This window comes from Mesoterricola sp. JemC181, assembly GCF_055384585.1.
On the sequence record NZ_AP045076.1, the window covers coordinates 4,829,979 to 4,847,402 of the forward strand.

16 protein-coding genes are annotated in these 17,424 nt (G+C 72.9%); all 16 read right to left on the bottom strand.

All coding sequences use genetic code 11. The features are described from left to right. Positions 1-544: 544 nt before the first annotated feature. Genes ACZ5MC_RS20975 through ACZ5MC_RS21050 form a run of 16 tightly spaced genes read right to left on the bottom strand, consistent with a single transcriptional unit; the run spans position 545 to position 17,365 of the window. Positions 545-1,666, bottom strand: a complete 1,122-nt coding sequence (locus tag ACZ5MC_RS20975) for a DegT/DnrJ/EryC1/StrS family aminotransferase (protein ID WP_464516705.1) — start codon at positions 1,664-1,666, stop codon at positions 545-547. 14 nt (positions 1,667-1,680) lie between these two features. Further along, a complete protein-coding gene (locus ACZ5MC_RS20980) occupies positions 1,681-2,352 on the bottom strand; it encodes a PIG-L deacetylase family protein (protein ID WP_464516706.1) in 672 nt (223 codons plus the stop codon). After that, a complete protein-coding gene (locus ACZ5MC_RS20985) occupies positions 2,349-2,960 on the bottom strand; it encodes a sugar transferase (RefSeq protein ID WP_306597854.1) in 612 nt (203 codons plus the stop codon). The genes ACZ5MC_RS20980 and ACZ5MC_RS20985 overlap by 4 nt, the downstream gene beginning before the upstream one ends. Continuing rightward, positions 2,957-3,637 carry an HAD family hydrolase gene (locus ACZ5MC_RS20990; protein ID WP_464516707.1) on the bottom strand — a complete coding sequence of 227 codons (681 nt, stop codon included), beginning with the start codon at positions 3,635-3,637 and terminating at the stop codon, positions 2,957-2,959. The genes ACZ5MC_RS20985 and ACZ5MC_RS20990 overlap by 4 nt, the downstream gene beginning before the upstream one ends. Beyond that, positions 3,634-4,608 (bottom strand): ATP-grasp domain-containing protein, encoded by a 975-nt coding sequence (locus ACZ5MC_RS20995; RefSeq protein ID WP_464516708.1) that lies wholly within the window; start codon positions 4,606-4,608, stop codon positions 3,634-3,636. The genes ACZ5MC_RS20990 and ACZ5MC_RS20995 overlap by 4 nt, the downstream gene beginning before the upstream one ends. 7 nt (positions 4,609-4,615) lie before the next feature. Beyond that, the gene (locus ACZ5MC_RS21000) at positions 4,616-5,623 is read right to left on the bottom strand and encodes a GNAT family N-acetyltransferase (protein ID WP_464516709.1); all 1,008 of its coding nucleotides are present in this window, start codon (positions 5,621-5,623) and stop codon (positions 4,616-4,618) included. Next, positions 5,613-6,860, bottom strand: coding sequence for a glycosyltransferase family 4 protein (locus tag ACZ5MC_RS21005; protein ID WP_464516710.1), 1,248 nt, complete (start codon positions 6,858-6,860; stop codon positions 5,613-5,615). The genes ACZ5MC_RS21000 and ACZ5MC_RS21005 overlap by 11 nt, the downstream gene beginning before the upstream one ends. Continuing rightward, positions 6,857-7,999, bottom strand: a complete 1,143-nt coding sequence (locus ACZ5MC_RS21010) for a glycosyltransferase (RefSeq protein ID WP_306597859.1) — start codon at positions 7,997-7,999, stop codon at positions 6,857-6,859. Before ACZ5MC_RS21010 ends, ACZ5MC_RS21005 begins: the two co-directional genes overlap by 4 nt. After that, the gene (locus ACZ5MC_RS21015; protein ID WP_464516711.1) at positions 7,996-9,150 is read right to left on the bottom strand and encodes an O-antigen ligase family protein; all 1,155 of its coding nucleotides are present in this window, start codon (positions 9,148-9,150) and stop codon (positions 7,996-7,998) included. The genes ACZ5MC_RS21010 and ACZ5MC_RS21015 overlap by 4 nt, the downstream gene beginning before the upstream one ends. Beyond that, the gene (locus ACZ5MC_RS21020; RefSeq protein ID WP_306597861.1) at positions 9,147-10,418 is read right to left on the bottom strand and encodes a lipopolysaccharide biosynthesis protein; all 1,272 of its coding nucleotides are present in this window, start codon (positions 10,416-10,418) and stop codon (positions 9,147-9,149) included. The genes ACZ5MC_RS21015 and ACZ5MC_RS21020 overlap by 4 nt, the downstream gene beginning before the upstream one ends. A 3-nt stretch (positions 10,419-10,421) precedes the next feature. Further along, complete coding sequence (locus tag ACZ5MC_RS21025) at positions 10,422-11,546, bottom strand: DegT/DnrJ/EryC1/StrS family aminotransferase (protein WP_464516712.1); 1,125 nt, start codon at positions 11,544-11,546, stop codon at positions 10,422-10,424. Continuing rightward, complete coding sequence (locus ACZ5MC_RS21030) at positions 11,543-12,145, bottom strand: acyltransferase (protein ID WP_464516713.1); 603 nt, start codon at positions 12,143-12,145, stop codon at positions 11,543-11,545. Before ACZ5MC_RS21030 ends, ACZ5MC_RS21025 begins: the two co-directional genes overlap by 4 nt. Beyond that, on the bottom strand, positions 12,146-13,144 hold the full coding sequence (locus tag ACZ5MC_RS21035; RefSeq protein ID WP_464516714.1) for a Gfo/Idh/MocA family protein: 999 nt from the start codon (positions 13,142-13,144) through the stop codon (positions 12,146-12,148). Continuing rightward, on the bottom strand, positions 13,141-14,475 hold the full coding sequence (locus tag ACZ5MC_RS21040) for a nucleotide sugar dehydrogenase (protein WP_464516715.1): 1,335 nt from the start codon (positions 14,473-14,475) through the stop codon (positions 13,141-13,143). The genes ACZ5MC_RS21035 and ACZ5MC_RS21040 overlap by 4 nt, the downstream gene beginning before the upstream one ends. After that, positions 14,472-15,413 (bottom strand): hypothetical protein, encoded by a 942-nt coding sequence (locus tag ACZ5MC_RS21045; RefSeq protein WP_464516716.1) that lies wholly within the window; start codon positions 15,411-15,413, stop codon positions 14,472-14,474. The genes ACZ5MC_RS21040 and ACZ5MC_RS21045 overlap by 4 nt, the downstream gene beginning before the upstream one ends. Positions 15,414-15,415: 2 nt before the next feature. After that, positions 15,416-17,365, bottom strand: a complete 1,950-nt coding sequence (locus tag ACZ5MC_RS21050; RefSeq protein WP_464516717.1) for a polysaccharide biosynthesis protein — start codon at positions 17,363-17,365, stop codon at positions 15,416-15,418. Positions 17,366-17,424: the final 59 nt, after the last annotated feature.

Sequence of the window (17,424 nt, forward strand, 5' to 3'; positions counted from 1 at the left end):
CTCCAGGGCCCCGCCGGAACGGCGGCGGGCCGAATCGCAAACCAGTCCGTGGTTCCCTCGGTCGCCGCACCCGCCAGGGTTGGGCTATCGGGAAGGAGCAAGGGCGGTGCCAGCCTGGCAGAGAAGAGTTTGTCCTTTAATTGCAGTGTTTAAATATTCGTCTCCCATCGACGATTCCCGATCCTGGATCCGGAATCCAGAATCGGGACAGGCGAACGCCATCCGGATGGGCGGAGTGAAGGGGAAATCAGCAGGATGCTTGCCGGGCGGGCGAAATCGCTCCGGCTCCGGGAATCCTGGACCCGGGAGACCCTCGCGGCACGGGCAGGCCTGACCAGCGCCTCCTTGAAGCGGTTCGAAACCACCGGATCCGCCTCCCTGGACCTGGTCCTGAAGGTGGCGTTCGCCCTGGGCCGCCTCGAGGATTTCGCCGGGGCGCCGCGCCCTTCCGACCCTGCAAAGCCTTGCCGACCTGGAGGCCCGCCAGGACCTTCAGCAGGGGCCCGGGGAACTGGCGGCGGAAATCACCCGGACCCTGGGCTGATCAGCCCTTCCGCAGGCTCCTCCCAAGCACCGCCAGCACGTGGTCCACGTCGGCCTCCCCGAGGCGGTTGTGAAACGGAAGGGCCAGGGTGCGTCGCGCCAGGCGCTCGGTGACCGGGAGGGTCCCCGCCAGGTTCCCCAGGCGCTCGCGGATGTAGGGCTGGGTGTGGATGGGGGCGAAGTAGCCCCGGGCGGGGACGCCCTCGGCCGCCATGGCCTCGATGGTGCGGTCCCGGTCGAGGCCCTCGTCCAGGGTCACCACGTACACGAACCGGCTCACGCGGACGTGGGGCAGGATCCTGGGGGGCTGGACGCCGGGCACGCGGTGCAGGCGCTCGCCGTACATCGTCGCCACCCGCTCGCGGCGGGCCAGGATGTTCTCCAGGCGCGCCATCTGGCTCAGGCCCAGGCTGGCGCTCATCTCGTCCATGCGGTAGTTGTGGCCAAGGAGGCCGTGGTGGAGCCAGCCGGCGCCCTCCTCCCGCCCCTGGTTGGCCAGGCTGCGGCAGAGGGAGGCCAGGCGCGGGTCGGAGGTGACGACCATTCCCCCCTCCCCGGTGGTGATCTGCTTGTTGGGGTAGAACGCGAAGGCGCCGGCGGCGCCGAAGGAGCCCAGCCTGCGGCCCCGGTACTCGGCGCCCAGGGCCTCGCAGCAGTCGTCCACCAGGATCAGCCCGTGCCGGCGCGCCACCCGGGCCAGGCCGTCCCACTCGGCGGGGTGGCCGAAGACGTCCACGGCCAGGATGGCCCGGGTGCGGGGGGTGACCCGGCGCTCCAGGTCGTCCACGTCCAGGTTGAAGGTGACGGGCTCCGCCTCGGCGAACACGGGCGTGGCGCCTTCGTAGAGGATGGCGTTGACCGAGGCGGCGAAGGTGAAGCTGGGCACCAGCACCTCGTCCCCAGGGCCCAGCCCCAGGGCCTTGATGACGAGGTGCAGGGCGGCGGTGCCCGAGCTCACCGCGACGGCGTGCGCCACCCCGGCGTAGGCGGCCACGGCCGCCTCGAAGCCGGAGGCCACGGGGCCCAGGGCGAGGCGCCCGCCGCGCAGGACCTCCACGACGGAGCGGATGTCGCTCTCGTCCAGGTCGGCGCTGGACATGGAGATTTCGGAAGTTCGGAGCATGGGATCCCTCCCCGTCAGGCGACGGTGCGAATGGTGACGAAGGCCTCGGCCGCCGCCAGGCCCACGGTTGCGCCCCTCAGGACGGCCAGGGCGCGAAGCGTTCCGAGGGAGCGCTCGTGGGGCGGCGGCCGGACCTGGGACCGGAACAGGGCGAAGGCGTCCAGCTTGTCCTCCAGGGTGCCGCTGATGTCCACGAAGTGGTTGGGGATGAAACCCGGAGTCAGCTGCGGCGCGTTCCAGTTGGTTTCGGAAAGCGTCTCGTAGGCGTAGAGCCTGCGCGGGAAGCCGGGGCTGCCGGGGCGCGCGGCCACCAGCGCCGAATGGAACACCAGCTGGTGGTCCCGGTGCAGGTCGCCCGGGAAGGGCAGGTACAGCTCCTCGGGAGAAAGGCTCCGCACCGCCTCCAGGAGGTGGTGGTTCAGCTCCCGGTGCATGAGCGTGTCCAGCTCCGCGGCCGGCAGGTCGAGGAACCGGGCCGAGGCCACCCCCAGCCGGGCATGGGCCCGCAGGGCCTCCGCGCGGCAGGCGTTCTCCTCCTCGGGGGACCAAACGGGGGGGTAGCCCCGGGTGGCCACCACCACGTGCACGGCGTGGCCCTCCCGGGCCCACCGCGCGATGGAGCCCCCCAGCACCAGGACCTCGTCGTCCGCATGGGGGGCCAGCACGAGCTTGATGACGGGCCTCATGGCCGCTCCCGGGGGGCCCCGTCGGGGATTCCGCTGCGCTGGGACCCGTCCGGGGCGTAGGCGGTGTCGGCGCGCAGCACCACGCCCACGGTGCGCAGCAGGATCCACAGGTCCAGCAGGAAGCTCCGGTGGTCCACGTACCAGACGTCCAGCTCCACCCGCTCCCGCCAGCCGTGGCGGGAGGCGCCGTTGACCTGCTGCCACCCGGTCATCCCCGGAGGCACCTCCAGGCGGCGGAGGTCCAGGGCGGAGTAGTAGGGCAGGAAGCGCTCCAGGAGGGGCCGCGGCCCCACGAGGCTCATCTCCCCCCGCAGCACGTTCACCAGCTGGGGCAGCTCGTCGATGCGCCAGGCCCGCAGCACCGCCCCCGCCCGGGTGATGCGAGGATCGTCGCGGCGGGTCTCAGCCTCCGGGTCCCCGGCGGCCATGGTCCGGAACTTGAGGATGGTGAAGGGGCGGCCCCGCAGGCCCAGGCGCCGCTGCCTGAAGAGGACGGGCCCCGGTCCGTCCCGTGCCACGGCCAGGGCCGCCCCGGCCAGGACGGGCCCCAGGACCGCCAGCAGCGCGAGGCTCCCGGCCACGTCGAAAACGCGCTTGAGCCCGCTCACAGGAGGCCCCCGAGGTCCCGGAGGTCGGTCACGAGCCGCTCGGGGGACTGCCCCGGCGGCACCGGCCGCCCCGCGAAGGGTCCCGTCGGCACGCCGATGGTGAGCATCCCCAGGCGCATGGGCCCCTCGAAGTCGCACAGGGGGTTGTCCCCCACGTAGGCGCACTGCCGGGGCCTCACGCCCAGCCTCCGGCAGGCCAGGAGGAACGGGAACGGGCTGGGTTTCTGGAGGATCCGGGGAAAGTCCCCCGTGAAGACCAGCTCGTCGAACCAGGGCCGCAGGCCCAGGGCCTCGACCTTGTACCGCTGGGTGTCGCTCATGCCGTCGGTGACCAGGAAGGTCCGGTAGCCCCGGTCCCGGAGCCGGCTCAGCGCGTCGAGCGCACCGGGGTAGGGCCTCAGCGGGGGCCGGTGCCGGTGGTAGCGGTCCACCAGCTCCGCCACCAGGCCCGGGTCCTCGATGCCCATGCGCCGCAGGGCCTCGTCGAAGACCCGCGGGTGGCCCAGGGTGAGCCTGGCCAGGGTGTCCGACAGCACGCGCTCGACGCGGCGCCCGCTGCAGCCCAGGCGCCCCCCCAGCTCCCAGGCGATGGAGCCGAAGAAGGACTCCGCGAAGTCGCCGTGGTCCCAGAGGGTGTAGTCCAGGTCGAAGCCCACCGCCAGCAGGGTGCCGCTCATGCCCCGCCCCCGGGCGCCAGGAAGAACTCCTCCCAGTACCGGTACATGACCAGCGGCACGGCCGGCTTGAGCCAGGGTTCCGGGGCCCGCCCCTCGCAGAGGTCCAGGATTCCCTGGAAGTAGGGCACCCCCGCGGCCTGGGTGAGGATGGCGGTGCCGGCGATCCGGGCGTTGATCTCGGTGAAGCGCGCACCGCCGTCGACGAAGCACTGCACGTTCACAGGTCCCACCAGACCCAGGGCCTTGACCATGCGCCGCACCGGCGGCAGGAGATCGTCCCTCCAGCAGGTCGCGCCCTTGGAGGAGATGCCCGAGTCCACGGCCAGGCGCCTCCGCGGGGAGAGGATCACCACCTCGCTGTCCAGGTCCGCCAGCACGTCCAGGGTCAGCTCCTCGCCCGGGCAGTGCTCCTGCACCACCGCCCCGGCCACGTAGGACGCGAAAAAGGCCGCCTCCGCATGGGTGCGCGCCAGGTGCACCCCGGCGCCGCCCCGGCCGGCCCGGGGCTTGACCACCACGGGATAGGACGGGAAGGCGCCCTCCCGGTAATCGGCCGCGGGCAGGGTGCGGGGCGTGGGGATTCCCAGCTCCCTGAACAGCTCGAAGGTCCGCAGCTTGTCGGTGCACACCGCCAGCGCCTCGGGCCCGGACACCAGGACCCGGGTGCCGATGGAGGCGAACCGCGCGCGGTGCATGGAGCACAGCGCCAGCTCCTCGTCCAGCGCGGGCAGGAAGAGGTCGACCGCCTCGAGCCGGCAGATCTCCACCATGCGGTCGAGGTAGCCGGGATCGCCCACGCGCGGGACGACATGGGAAGCGTCCGCGAAGGGGAAGCCCACGCTCCGCCCGTCGCAGTCGGCGGCCACGATGCGGCAGCCCAGGTCGTGGAAGGCGCGGTACTGGGTCACCGTGGGCGGGGAGCCCGCGGCGGTGCGCAGCAGGGTCAGGGGGCGACGGTTCAGGGGATCCATGGGCTCCTCAGGGGTGGCGGTAGGCTGGAAAGAAGTCGTCGTCGGGGCCCCCGGCAAGCTCCCGGTAGACCCCGGGGAGGAGGACCATGCGGTAGGTGGAGAAGCGGGCCCGGAGGCGCGAGAAGCCCTGCTTGAAGAAGGCCAGGGAGTCCTCGGCGCAGCCCACCCCGCCGCCGAGGTGGAGCCGCCGGGCGCCCCAGTCCCGGGCCTGGTCCCGCATGTGCAGGAGCATGAGCTTGGCCGGGCCGGCCCTGCGGTAGGCCGAGGCGGTGCCGGCCAGGTGGAACTGCATCAGGCCGTCCACGTTGGTGAACAGCCCTCCCGACGCGGGCTCCCCCCCCGGGCCTAGCACCATGCACAGGTGGAGGCGGTCCCCCAGGCACCTGCGCAGGTCGCGGAAGTAGTCGGCGTCGAAGCGGTAGGCGTCGCCCGAGCCCCGGTAGGCCATGGTCGCCTCGTAGATGGCCACGAAGCCCTCCAGCCGGTCCCAGCCGTCCACCTCGACCCGGAACCCCCCGGCTAGGAGCTTGCGGGCATCGGCGCGGTGGTTCACGCGGGTCTGGCGCTCCAGCTCCTCGGCGGGGAGTTCCAGGTCCAGGAAGACGGTCTGGCCGTGGTCCACGAGGGCGCCGAACCGCTCGAAGGGACCTGCCGGGCCCGGCAACAGCGGATGCAACCGGAAGAAGGCGCTCACCAGGCCCTCGCCGGCGCCGGTTTCGGCGAAGGCCCCGAGGAAGGCCCCGACCGTGTCCGGAGAGGGCCCGCCGCCAAACAGCGGACAGGGGTAGCCGTACGGTGCGCACGCGTCGCGCCACCCCGTGCCCGGCACGGGGCGCAGCACCAGCGGCATGAGCATGGCGCAGCCGCCCTCCTCGGCCAGGAAGGCCGCGGCTTCGCCGCCGTCCCGCCGGGCGCAGAGTTCAACGTAGCCGGGGAGGTGGTAGAAGTCGTGGGGCGCCGACTCCAGGAACGAGGTCCAGGCATGATCGCCGGGACCGATGAACTCACGACGCATGGGTGCCTCCGCAACCCGCCCCCAGGGCCTCCAGAAGGGCCGACTCGAAGGCCTCCGCCAGCCTGCGCACGTCGAAGTGGGCCTCCACGAAGCTCCTCGCCTTCGCACCCATCGCCAGGCGGCGCGCGTGACCCTCCGCCAGGAGCCGCTCCACCCCTTCGGCCATGGCCGGGGCGCTGCCGGGGAGCACCGTGAGGCCGCCTCCGGAGAGGAGGATCGGGTTGGTGGAGCAGCGCACGCCGATGAGGGTGGGGCGCCCCATGGCCATGTAGTCGTAGAGCTTGTTGAAGCTGATGCCGTGCTCCCAGAGCTCGGAGTCCGCCGAACTGACCCAGAACGCGTCGGCCTGCCCCAGGGTTGCGTAGATCTCCCGCTTGGGCACCGGGGGCCGGAAGGCGAGGTTGGCCAGGCCCAGGCTCCGGGCCCGAGCCTCCAGGCGGGGCTTCTCGGGGCCGGTGCCCACCAGCACCAGGGCCAGGCGCCGGGGCAGGAGCCGCGCGCGCCCCTGGAGGATGGCGGCGGCGTCCACCAGCACGTCCAGGGCGTTGGTGACCCCGTGGGCCCCCGCGTACATCACCGTGAAGGGGTCCCCGTCCCGGGGCTCGGCCAGGGGCGGAACCATGGCCAGGTCGATGCCGTTGGGCACCCAGGTGATGGTTCCGGGATCCCCGCCCCGCTCGGCCACGCGCCGCGCCACCTTGGGGAGGAGGGTGACGATGTGGTCCGCCCCCCGGTACAGCTCCCGCTCGATGCGCTCCAGGACCCAGACGATGGGGTGCAGGGGGGACACGCCCATCACCGCGGTGAGGGACTGGGGCCACACGTCCCGGATCTCCAGGACGAAGGGCACCCCCAGCCCCCGGGCCAGGCGCAGCGCGGCCCGGGCGCCGAAGGGGTGGGGGCTGCTGCCCACCACCACGTCCGGCCAGGTGCCCAGGAAGCGCGGGAGGACCGTCCCCACGCTCCGCGCGAAGGCCAGCATGTTCCAGAGCCGCCCGGCCCGGTTGTCCCGGTAGGGGGGGGTGCGCAGGCGGATGAAGGTCACGCCTTCCCGCGTCTCGCGCCGAGCCGGTTCCCCGGCGGGCACGGACGCGGTGCGGGTGAGGTGGTCGAAACCGGAGGCGGCGATCACCACGGAGTGCCCCAGGCCCATGAGGGCCCGGGCCAGGGAGAAGTGGCGGGTGCCCCCGGGCTGGTCCGGGGCGAGCGCGTACGGATTGACGATGAGGATGTTCATGAGGTTTCCTCCGAGGGGATCCGTTCCAGGGCGCCGGCCCGCTCCAGGTGCCACCGGAGGTTGGGGGCTTCGGCCTCCCACCGGTACCGCTCCAGGTAGGCGGCCCGCCCCCGCCGGGCGAAGGCCTGGAGGGCTTCGGGATCCCGGGCCATCTCCACCAGCGCCCGGGCCAGGGGGCCGGGCTCCGGCCGCACCACGCGCCCGGCGCCGCTTTCCTCCACCAGCCGGCGCCACAGCGGGAAGTCCGAGGCCAGCACCGGGACGCCCAGGGCCATGTACTCGAAGAGCTTGGTGGGGAGGGACTCCAGGTAGTTGGGCAGGGGGAGCAGGGTCACCAGGCCGATGCCGGCCCCCGCGGCGTGCTCGGCCAGGGCCCCGGCCTCCAGGGTGGGCAGGTGGCGGCACCAGCCTTCCCGGACCGCCCCGGCCACGAGGCGTCCCACCTCCGGTTCCAGGATCCAGCCCGCCAGTTCCAGGCGCAGGCCCGGAAGACGCACGCGGGCCAGGCGCATGGCCTCCAGGGCCAGGGGGATGCCCCTGCCCCGGGAGAGCCCGCCCATGTATAGCACCCGCATCGGATCCGGCGCCCGGGGCGCGACGCAGAACACCGCCCGGGGGTAGTTGTGCACCACCCGGGTGGACGCCCGGGGCCACTGGCGGGCGATGGCCTCGGTGGCCGGGGCGAAGCCGTCGAAGACCCTCCCCGCCAGGCCCATGGCCCAGGCCCCCAGGTGCGCCATGGGCTCCCGCGCCCAGGCGGGCAGGTACGCCTTGGACCGGAACTGCAGCGGCAGGTCCTCGTGGATGTCGTAGAGGAGGAAGGTCCGCGGCGCCAGGAGACCCAGGAGCGCCATGGCCGGCAGCAGCTCGGGGTCGTGGAAGTGCACCACCTCGAACGGGCCCTCCCGGACCACGGCGCGCCAGACGCCCAGGGCCGAACAGATCCGCCCCAGGCGGCTGGCGCGCAACGGCAGGGGATGGAGCCGGAACCCCGGCTCCGGGCGCCAGCCCTCCCGGGCCGGCGGCACCGCGAAGAGGTGCACCTCCAGGCCCCACTCCAGGCACGCGGCCAGCTCGCGTCCGAAGACCCGGGGATCCCCCCAGGGATGGGCGGTGGTCACCACGGCCATGCGGCTCATGGGGCCCCCAGGCAAAGGGCGGCGGAGACGAACGCGAAGAGGGGCCGGTTGTCGTTCACGTCCCCGCTCACCAGGGCGTTGATGATCCAGAAGACCAGCCCCGCGAAAAGGATCCGGCCCTCCGGCCGGTCCGTGCGCGCCCGGGCGGCGCCCAGGGCCGCCCCCAGCACCAGCGCGGTGCAGGCGCCGCAGGCCCACCCGGACTCGAGGGTGACCTCCAGGAGGAGGTTGTGGGGGTATTGGCGGACGGTGCCCCCGTCCAGATCCACCAGGGCGGCGAATCCGCCCCAGCCTGTGCCCCAGGGTTCCGACCCCAGGCGCTCCCAGGAGGCCCGGGCCGCCAGGGCGCGGTACTGCTCGGAGGACCCGAACTCGCCCCGCAGGAAGCTGGCGGTGCGGCGGAGGGAGCCCGGGGGCGCCAGGGCCAGGGAGAGGCCCACCGCCAGGGCCAGGGCCCCCCCGCACAGCAGGAGCTTGCGTACCGCCATCCCCGCCCCGCGCCTGCCCAGCGCGAAGGTCAGCGCCAGGGCCACGACGGCCCCCGCCATGGGCCCCCGGGAGCCGGAGAAGACCGCCGCGACGGCCGCGGCGCCGGTGAGGCCCAGGATGGGCAGGGACACCGGCCCGGGCCGCGCGAGGAGGAGCGCGCCGAAGAGGAAGAGGAACCCCGCCGACCGCCCCAGGGCGATGGTCCCGCCTCCGGCTGTCTCCAGGCGCTGCGCGCCTTGGCCCGCGCCCAGGAGGCCGTCCACCGTGAGCACCAGGCAGAAGAAGGCCACCGCGTCCAGGAAGGGGCGCAGGTCCTCCCGCTCCCGCAGGAGGACGAAGGGGGCCAGGGAGGCCAGGAGGCTGAAGCTGAAGAGCGTGGCCACCTTCTGGAAGGCGTACGACGTGGGCGCGGCCAGCGCGGCCCCCGGCAGGAAGGTGGCGTACCAGAGGCCGGTGAGCCCGAGGCCCCGGCAGGAGGCGGCGCGGGCCCCCCCGATCCAGGCCCGGAGGAGGACCCATGCGAGCCCGCCCCCGGCCAGGAGGGTCAGGTCCACCGGCAGGCGCGACAGCGTGGGCCCGGCCTTCAGGACCCCGGCGAACAGGAAGGCCCCCAGCACCAGGAAGCGCGCCGGGACGCGCCGGGACGCGGCCCAGGCCGTCATGGCAGCGCCCGGGTCAGGTCGTGGCGCCGGATGGCGTACCAGGTGATCCACCCGTAGAGGGCGTAGGAAAGCGTCCCCGTCAGGCCGAACAGGCCCACCGCGCGCGGGGCGTCCCACTTCAGGAGCCAGGCCGCCCCGATGCCGCCGAAAAAGAGCAGGGAGCGGATCACCTCCCGCAGGAGGGCGAGGTCCTGGCGCTCCAGGACCACCAGGGCGCTGGAGACGCAGGCCCCGGTGAACTGGGCCAGGGCCATGGGTGCGATGGCCACGAGAAACACCCCCGCGCTCTTCCAGGCCGCCCCGAAGATGGCCGGGAAGAGGAACCACCCCGCCGCCGAGGACAGGGCCATGAGCGGCAGGCCCAGGAGGAACATGCGCCTGACGGTGCCCCGGAACAGCGGCATGAGGCTCGCCCCCTTCAGCTGCGCCGATTCCCCGAAGAACACCTGGGCCACCGACTCCCCGATGATGGAGCTGGGCAGCGCGAAGACCCGCTGGGCCAGGGCGAAGCAGCCCGCGGTCGCGGGCCCGTAGCAGATGGCCAGGAGGAGCCCGGGCATGCGCAGGTTGATGGTGTTCAGCAGGGCCGTGCCGCTGGAATAGAGGGGGAAGTGCCGGTAGCGCCGCGCCGCGCCCAGCAGGTCCGCGGGCCCCGCCCGGCGCACCTGGGCCCAGTCCCGGCGCCAGTCCAGGAGGGCCAGGGTCCGGGTGCCGTTGGTGCGGCCCAGGGCGTCCCCCGCCAGGAGCCCGGCGGGCCCCTGCCCCAGCAGCCCCGCGGCCACCTGCACCGTCAGCTGGGTCAGGCCCTGCGTGATGCGGGTTCTGGCGATGCGGTCGTAGCGTTCCTTCCGGATGGCCCAGCAGGTGAACACCTGGTAGAGCCCGGCGCCCAGCGTGCTCACGGGCACCAGCCAGAGGAAGGGCCCCAGGCCAGGCGCCTCCATCCAGCCCAGGATCCGGTCCCGGAACAGGTGGATGGCCAGGGCGCCCGCGATCGTGGTGAGGGCCACGAGGCCCACGCAGAGCAGGAGCAGCCCCGCCGCCTCGGCCTCGCCCACCGGCAGGGGCAGGGCCAGCTCGAAACGCAGGGAGGCCACGGTCACCAGCAGGGAGACCAGGGACACGTAGACCACCAGAACGCCGAAGTCGGCAGGCGTGTAGAGCCGCGTCAGGAGGGGCGAGGCCGCCACCAGGAGGCCCTGGGCCACGGCGGTGCCCCCCGCGACCTGCAGGACCTTCAGGCGGAACCCCGTGAAGGAGGTCGGCACGGTTCACCCTTCCCGCAGGATGCGGTGGAGGGTCGAGGCAACCTGGGCCTGGACCTCCGCATCCATGCCCGGCCACAGGGGCAGGCTCAGCACTTCGGAGGCGGCCAGCTCGGCCTCGGGGCAGATGACCTCGGCGTGGCTCTGCCCGTAGACCTTCAGGCGGTGGCAGGGCACGGGATAGTACACCATCGTGTCGATGCCCTCATCTCCCAGCCTTGCGCGCACCCGGTCCCGGTCCAGGGAGCGGCTGCGCATGCGGACCGTGTACTGGTTGAACACATGGCCGTCGCTGATCTCCGGCGGCACCAGGAGCCCATCCCCTCCCAGGAGGCCCTGGTAGTTCTGCGCCGCCCGCACCCGCGCCTCGTTCCAAGCCGCCACCCGGGGCAGCTTCACCCGCAGCAGCGCGGCCTGCAGCTCGTCCAGGCGGGAGTTGCAGCCCACGGCCTCGTTGTGGTACTTCCGCCGGCTCCCGTGCACCCTCAGCATCCGGGCCGTCTGGGCCAGGCCCTCGTCGTCGGTGGCCAGGAGGCCGCCGTCACCGAACCCCGACAGGTTCTTGGTCGGGAAGAAGCTGAAGCACCCCGCATGCCCGAGGGTGCCCACGGGCTTGCCGTGGTAGCGGGCCCCGAAGGCCTGGGCACAGTCCTCCACCACCCTGAGCCCGTGGCGGGCCGCGGCGCCCAGCACGCCGGCCATGTCGCAGGGCCGCCCGAAGAGGTGCACGGGGATGATGGCCCGGGTGCGGGAGGTGACCGCGGCGTCCACGAGGCGGGGATCCAGGTTGAAGGTGTCGGGGTCGATGTCCACGAAGACCGGCCGCGCCCCGACGTTGCTGACCGCCTCGGGGGTGGCGAAGAAGGTGAAGGGGGTGGTGATCACCTCGTCCCCGGGGCCGACGCCCACGGCGCGCAGGGCCAGCACCAGGGCGTCCGTGCCGGAGTTGCAGGACACCGCGTGCCGCGTGCCCAGGAACCGGGCCACTTCCTCCTCGAAGGCGGCCACCTCGGGGCCCAGGATGTAGTGGGCGGAGCGGAGAACCTTCTCCACCGCCCCCAAGAGTTCCGGCCAGAGGGCCTCCACCGGTCCGGAGAGGTCCAGGCTGGGAATGCGGGCCTGCGTGCTCATGGCGCCTCCTTGCGGACGATGCCGTCGGCCATGCGGCGGTAGGCCTGCCCGTAGCTGGTGCGCGCGAATCCCTCGGCGTCGAAGCGCAGGCGCTCCCCCCGTTCGCACATGTGGCCCACCACGCGGGCCGGGACCCCGGCCACCATGGCGTAGGGCGGCACGTCGCGGGTGACCACGGACCCGGCGGCCACGAAGGCGCACTCGTGGAGGGTCACGCCGCAGACGATGGTGGCGTTGGCCCCGATGCTGGCCCCGCGCTTGACGCGGGTGGGCGCGTAGTCCTCCGGGGTGTTGCGGGGGTACAGGCACCGCGGGGTGCGCACGTTGGTGAAGACCATGCTGGGCCCGCAGAAGACATAGTCCTCCAGCACGACGCCCCCGTACAGGGAGACGTTGTTCTGGATCTTGCAGTGGTCGCCGATGGTCACGCCCGAGGCCACCATGACGTTCTGGCCCAGGACGCAGTGGGCGCCGATGACGGCGCCTCCGTACACGTGGCTGAAGTGCCAGACGCGGGTGCCGTCGCCCAGGGCGGCGCCCTCGTCGACCACGGCCAGGGGATGCACCAGGCAGGGCGGGGTTTCGGTAAGGCTGTTCATTCAAACCTCCTTCAGGGTGGGTGGAAGGGCCCCGAGGAGCTGGGCATCGGCCCGCTCCAGGACCCGGATCACGTCGAGGCCGCTGCGGCCGTCGCTCATGGGCCTGCTGCCGCTGGCCAGGCAGTGGAGGAAATGCTCGTCCTCCAGCCGCAGGGGCTCTCCCGGCCCCTCGAAGACGCGCACGGTCCCGTCGTCCACGGCATCCAGCCGCCGGAGGGTGTCCCCGCCCAGCAGCCGCTTCCGGTGCAGGGTGAGGCTCTGGTCGGCCTCGTCGTAGACGAGCATGCCGCGCTCGCCCAGGACCCGGAGCGCGCGGCGCCGCCCCGGCCAGTACCAGGAGACGTGCACGTGGGCGCTGCGCCCCCCGGAGAAGGCCAGCTCCAGGTGGACGTCGTCGTGGAGGCCGGGCTGCAGGAAGGCCGCGCCCGAAGCCGCGACCCGGAGGGGGGCCTCGCCCATCAGGTGGATGAGCACGGCCACGTCGTGCGGAGCGAGGCTCCAAAGCGCGCTCTCCGTGGACCGCACGCGCCCCAGGTTGGCGCGCTCCTGGTGGATCCGGTACACCGGCCCCAGGAGCCCGGAGTTGAGGAGCCGCTTGAGTTCCCTTACGGCGGGCTGGTAGAGGAGGAGGTGTCCGACCATCAGCACCCGGCCGGCGGCCTCGGCCTGGTCCACGAGCCCCTGGGCCTCCCGGGCCTCCAGCGTCATGGGCTTCTCCACCAGGACCCCCCTGCCTTCCCGGAGGACCTGGGCGGCCAGGCCCGCGTGGGTGGGCGCGGGGGTGGCGATGACCACCCCGTCCACGGGCCCGCCGTGCCGGAAGGCCTCCCCGAGGGATCCCCACACGGGCAGCCCCGGGTAGTCCCGGCGCACCTGGTCCCGGGACGCCTCGCACACCTCGACCGCCCCGGCCAGGGCCCCCAGGCCGTGGAGGACGCGCAGGTGGTTGCGCCCCCAGGCGCCCGCCCCTGCCACGGCCACCCTCGCCGGGGCGCTCACAGGAGCACCAGCCGGTCCCGGTCCGCCTGGAGCCCGCGGGTGGCGTTCCGGGTGTCCAGGACGAGGCGGGCGTGGCGGAGCACGAAGGCGTAGTCCACGTCCGAGTGGTCCGTGAGGATCACCACGAGGTCGGCCAGGTCCAGGGCGTCGGCGGTCAGGGCCACGCTGCGCAGGTCGACGCGATGGTCGATGTACCGCGGCACGTGGGGGTCGTGGTACTCCACCCGCGCGCCCCGGGCCGCGAGCAGCTCCAGCACCTCGGCGCCGGGGCTTTCCCGGGCGTCGTCCACGTCCTTCTTGTAGGCCAGGCCCAGCACCAGCACCCGCGCCGACCGCAGGCCCAGGCCGTGGTCGCTGAGGATGCGCATGGCCTTGCCCACCACGAATTCCGGCATGCGCCTGTTGATCTCGCCGGCCAGGGCGATGAAGCGGGTGTTGAAGTTGAACTCCCGGGCCTTCCATTCCAGGTAGTGGGGATCCAGGGGGATGCAGTGGCCCCCCACCCCGGGGCCGGGGTAGAACGGCATGATCCCGAAGGGCTTGGTGCCCGCGGCGTCCAGCACCTCCCACACGTCCAGTTCCATGCGGTCGCAGAGCATGGCCAGCTCGTTCACCAGGGCGATGTTCACCGCCCGGAAGGTGTTCTCGAAGACCTTGACCATCTCCGCCACCCGCGAGGAGCTGACGGGGACCACCTCCTGGATGGTCTGCCGGTAGAAGGCCAGGGCCACCTCCAGGCTGGAGGGGCTGGCCGCGCCCACCACCTTGCTCGTGTTGCGCGTGGTGAAGCGCTTGTTGCCCGGGTCCACCCGCTCCGGGCTGAAGGCCAGGTGGAAGTCCTCGCCCTCGCGCAGGCCCGTGGATTCCAGGATGGGCTTGATGACCTCCTCCGTCGTGCCGGGGTAGGTGGTGCTCTCCAGGCTCACGAACTGCCCCGGCCGCAGGCGCCTGGCCACCTCGCGGGTGACGGCCTCCACGAACTGGAGGTCGGGGGTCAGGTTGCGGGTCAGCGGGGTGGGCACGCAGATCACGATCGCGTCCATCTCCCCCAGCCGGCTCCATTCCGTGGCGGCCTCCAGGCGCTTGTGGTCCAGCACCAGGTCCCGCAGCTCCGCGTCCAGCACGTCCTCGATGTAGTTGACGCCGAGGTTCACGCTGGCCACCCGGGAGGCGTTCCGGTCGAAGCCGACCACCTGGAAGCCCACCTTGGCCTTCTCGACCGCGAGGGGCAGGCCCACGTACCCCAGGCCCACCACCCCGACCAGGGCGGTGCGGTTTCCGAACTTGCGGATCAGGTCCCCGGCGTGCGCCGGGGCGGTGCGAGTGCTCATGGCTTCTCCTTGGCGATGAAAAGGTCGTGGACCTTGGTGCGGTTGAGGGCGGCCCAGGTGGCCGTGCCGGTGACGACCATGGCGCCGAACACGATGAAGGACCGGTGGGGCCGGCTCTTGGCCCGGGGCAGGTCGCCGGCGTCCAGGACCAGCAGGGTCTGGGCGTCGTTGCGCGCCTCCAGGAGGGCCTGCTCCTGGTTGAGGGTGAGGTTCTCCTGGACCCGCCTCCACAGGACCAGCTGCTCGCGCAGGCGAAGCCCCTGGTAGCGCAGGTTGGGCGAGGCGCTGGTCTCCCAGTTGCGGTTGGCGTCCTGGAACCGCTGGAAGGCCTCGTCCCTCGCCGAGCAGATGGCGCCCACCTCCTCCAGCCGCGCCTGGGTGGCCCGGGCCCGGTTCCTGCCCTCGGCCTGGGCCAGGTCCACCAGGGCGCGGCGCAGCTCCTCCGTGGCCAGGCGCACCACCTGGAGGCTCAGCTCGGGCGAGCGGGTCTCGGCCGTGACGGTGAGCAGGCCGGACTTGGGGTTGCGCTCCACCCGCAGGAGGCGCCGGAAGTCCCCCAGGGCCCGGTCCACGTCCGCGGCGCCCAGGTACTGGAGCAGGGTCCCCCGGCGGCTGCGGAGCCGGCCGAAGCGCCAGGACCGGGCCCCGTATTCGTACACCGCCGACAGGACGCCGTCGGCCACCCTCCGGCTCCGGAGGATGTCGTCGTAGATCACGGTGGGTCCGTCCTCCCGCGTCCCCGGGACCACCGGCGGGGCCGTCGGGGCCCAAATGCCCGTGTGGCCCGGGGAGCCCGCGTGCCCGGCGTCCGGCAGGATGCGGGCCTCCGCCCGGAACTGGTCGGGCAGGAGCAGCGAGAGGCACCCCGCGAGAAGGCCCGCCAGGGCGGCGTGGGCGAGGGGCCTGCGGAGGCCGGGGGGGAGGGGCGGAAGGCGCATGGCTAGGTGTGGACCGTTTCGGAGGCCGGGATCGCTCGGGGGGCGGCCAGCCACCGTCCCAGGCCCTCCGGGGACGGGACGTAGGCCGGCACGAGCCGGCGGAACCAGAGGATGATCCGCCGCTGGCGCTCCCCGTCCGGCAGCGCCGAGGCCTCCTCCAGGGCCTGCAGGCCCCGCTCCAGCAGGTCCGGATCCTGCCGGTCCTGTCCGGCCTCGAACACCTTGGGGTGGATGTCGGCCTTGCGCGACTCCCGATCGGAGAAGAGCTCCTCGAAGAGCTTCTCCCCGGGACGGGTCCCGGTGATCTTGATGTCGATGTCCACCCCGGCGCTGAACCCCGAGAGCCGCGCCATGTCCTCGGCCAGGTCCATGATCCGCACCGGGGCCCCCATGTCCAGGGCGAAGACCTTGGCGGTCTCCCCCAGGATCCCCGCCTGGAGGACCAGCTGCACCGCCTCGGGGATCGTCATGAAATAGCGCACCATGTCCGGGTGGGTGACGGTGATGGGCCCGCCCCGGGCGATCTGCTCGCGGAAGAGGGGGATGACGCTTCCGCGGCTCCCCAGGACATTGCCGAAGCGCACGCTCACGTACCGCGCCCCGGCCGGAGCGTGGGCGGCGGCGAGCGTCACGAGGTGCTCCCCGATGCGCTTGCTCACCCCCAGGGCGTTCACGGGGTTGACGGCCTTGTCCGTGGACACGTTCACGAACACCTCCGTGCCCGCGGCCAGCGCCGCGTCCAGCACGTTGCGGGTTCCGAGGATGTTGTTCACGACCGCCTCCTCCGGATGCTTCTCCAGGTAGGGGACATGCTTGTGGGCCGCGGCGTGGAAGACGGCCCTGGGCCGCCAGGCCTCGAACACCTGCCGGAGCCGGGCCGGATCCCGAACGTCGCAGAGGGCCACCTCCGTGGCCAGGCCGGGGAACCTGCGCGCCAGATCCCCCTCGATCTCCCAGAGGCTGTTCTCGCCCCGGCCCAGCAGGACGATGCGGCTGGGCCCGAAGGCGGCCACCCTGCGGGCCAGCTCGCTCCCGATGGAGCCCCCCGCCCCGGTGATGAGGGCCACGGAGCCCTCCAGGGCCTTCCGGATCGCCGTGGTGTCGAGGACCACGGGCTCCCGCCGCAGGAGGTCCTCAATGGCCACGTCCCGCCACTGCGGCTTCCAGGGCAGGTCCCCGACCAGGTCCAGGATCCCCGGCACGATCTTCACCTTCACGCCCAGGGCCTGCACCTCCCGGCACATCTCCCGCACCCGCGCGCCCGGGGCGCTGGCCAGGCCCAGGATCACGAGGGAGATCTCCCGGTCCCGCACGAGCTCCCTGAGCTGGCACGTCGCGCCCAGTACGGGCACGCCCTCGATGCGGACGCCCAGCTTTTCCGGCGCGTCGTCCACGAATCCCACCACCTGGAACCGGACCTTCGGGTGCTCGAGCACCTCCTGGCAGAGGCGGAGACCCGCTCGTCCCGCGCCCACGATGAGGGCGCGCTCCGAGAACCCGTTTCCGCCCGGCTGGTTCCCGAGGAGCGCGCCCATGAGGATCCGGGCCATGAACCACAGGACCCCGCACAGGAGGCTGGCCTCCATGAATACGTCCTTCCCGGCCACCGGACCGTCGCCGCGCAGTGCGCAGAAGGCCATGGACGCCGCAATCAGCGCCAGATCGGCGTACAGGATGGCCTTGGCCTCCCGCAGGTCCAACAGCCGGTAGTGCTGGGCCGTCAGCTGCATGGCCAGGTTGACGGCCAGCGCCAGGCTGACGAAGAAAAGCCGGCTCCCCGGAAAGGGTTCCGCCTTCCCGCCCCCGCCCTCGGCCAGCTCCCAAGCCAGGCAGGCCAGCCCCGCGTCCAGCAGCACTTTTCCGCACCGCCGGGCCCAGGGCGCCTTGTGGAGCCGCCCCCAGCCCAGCCCGAAGACCTGTTTGGGTTTCTGGATGCACGCGAGACCCGACATGGCGTTTTCCGTCCTTTCAAGGAAGGGGCAGCCTCCCGCCGCTACCCGGAACGGAAGCG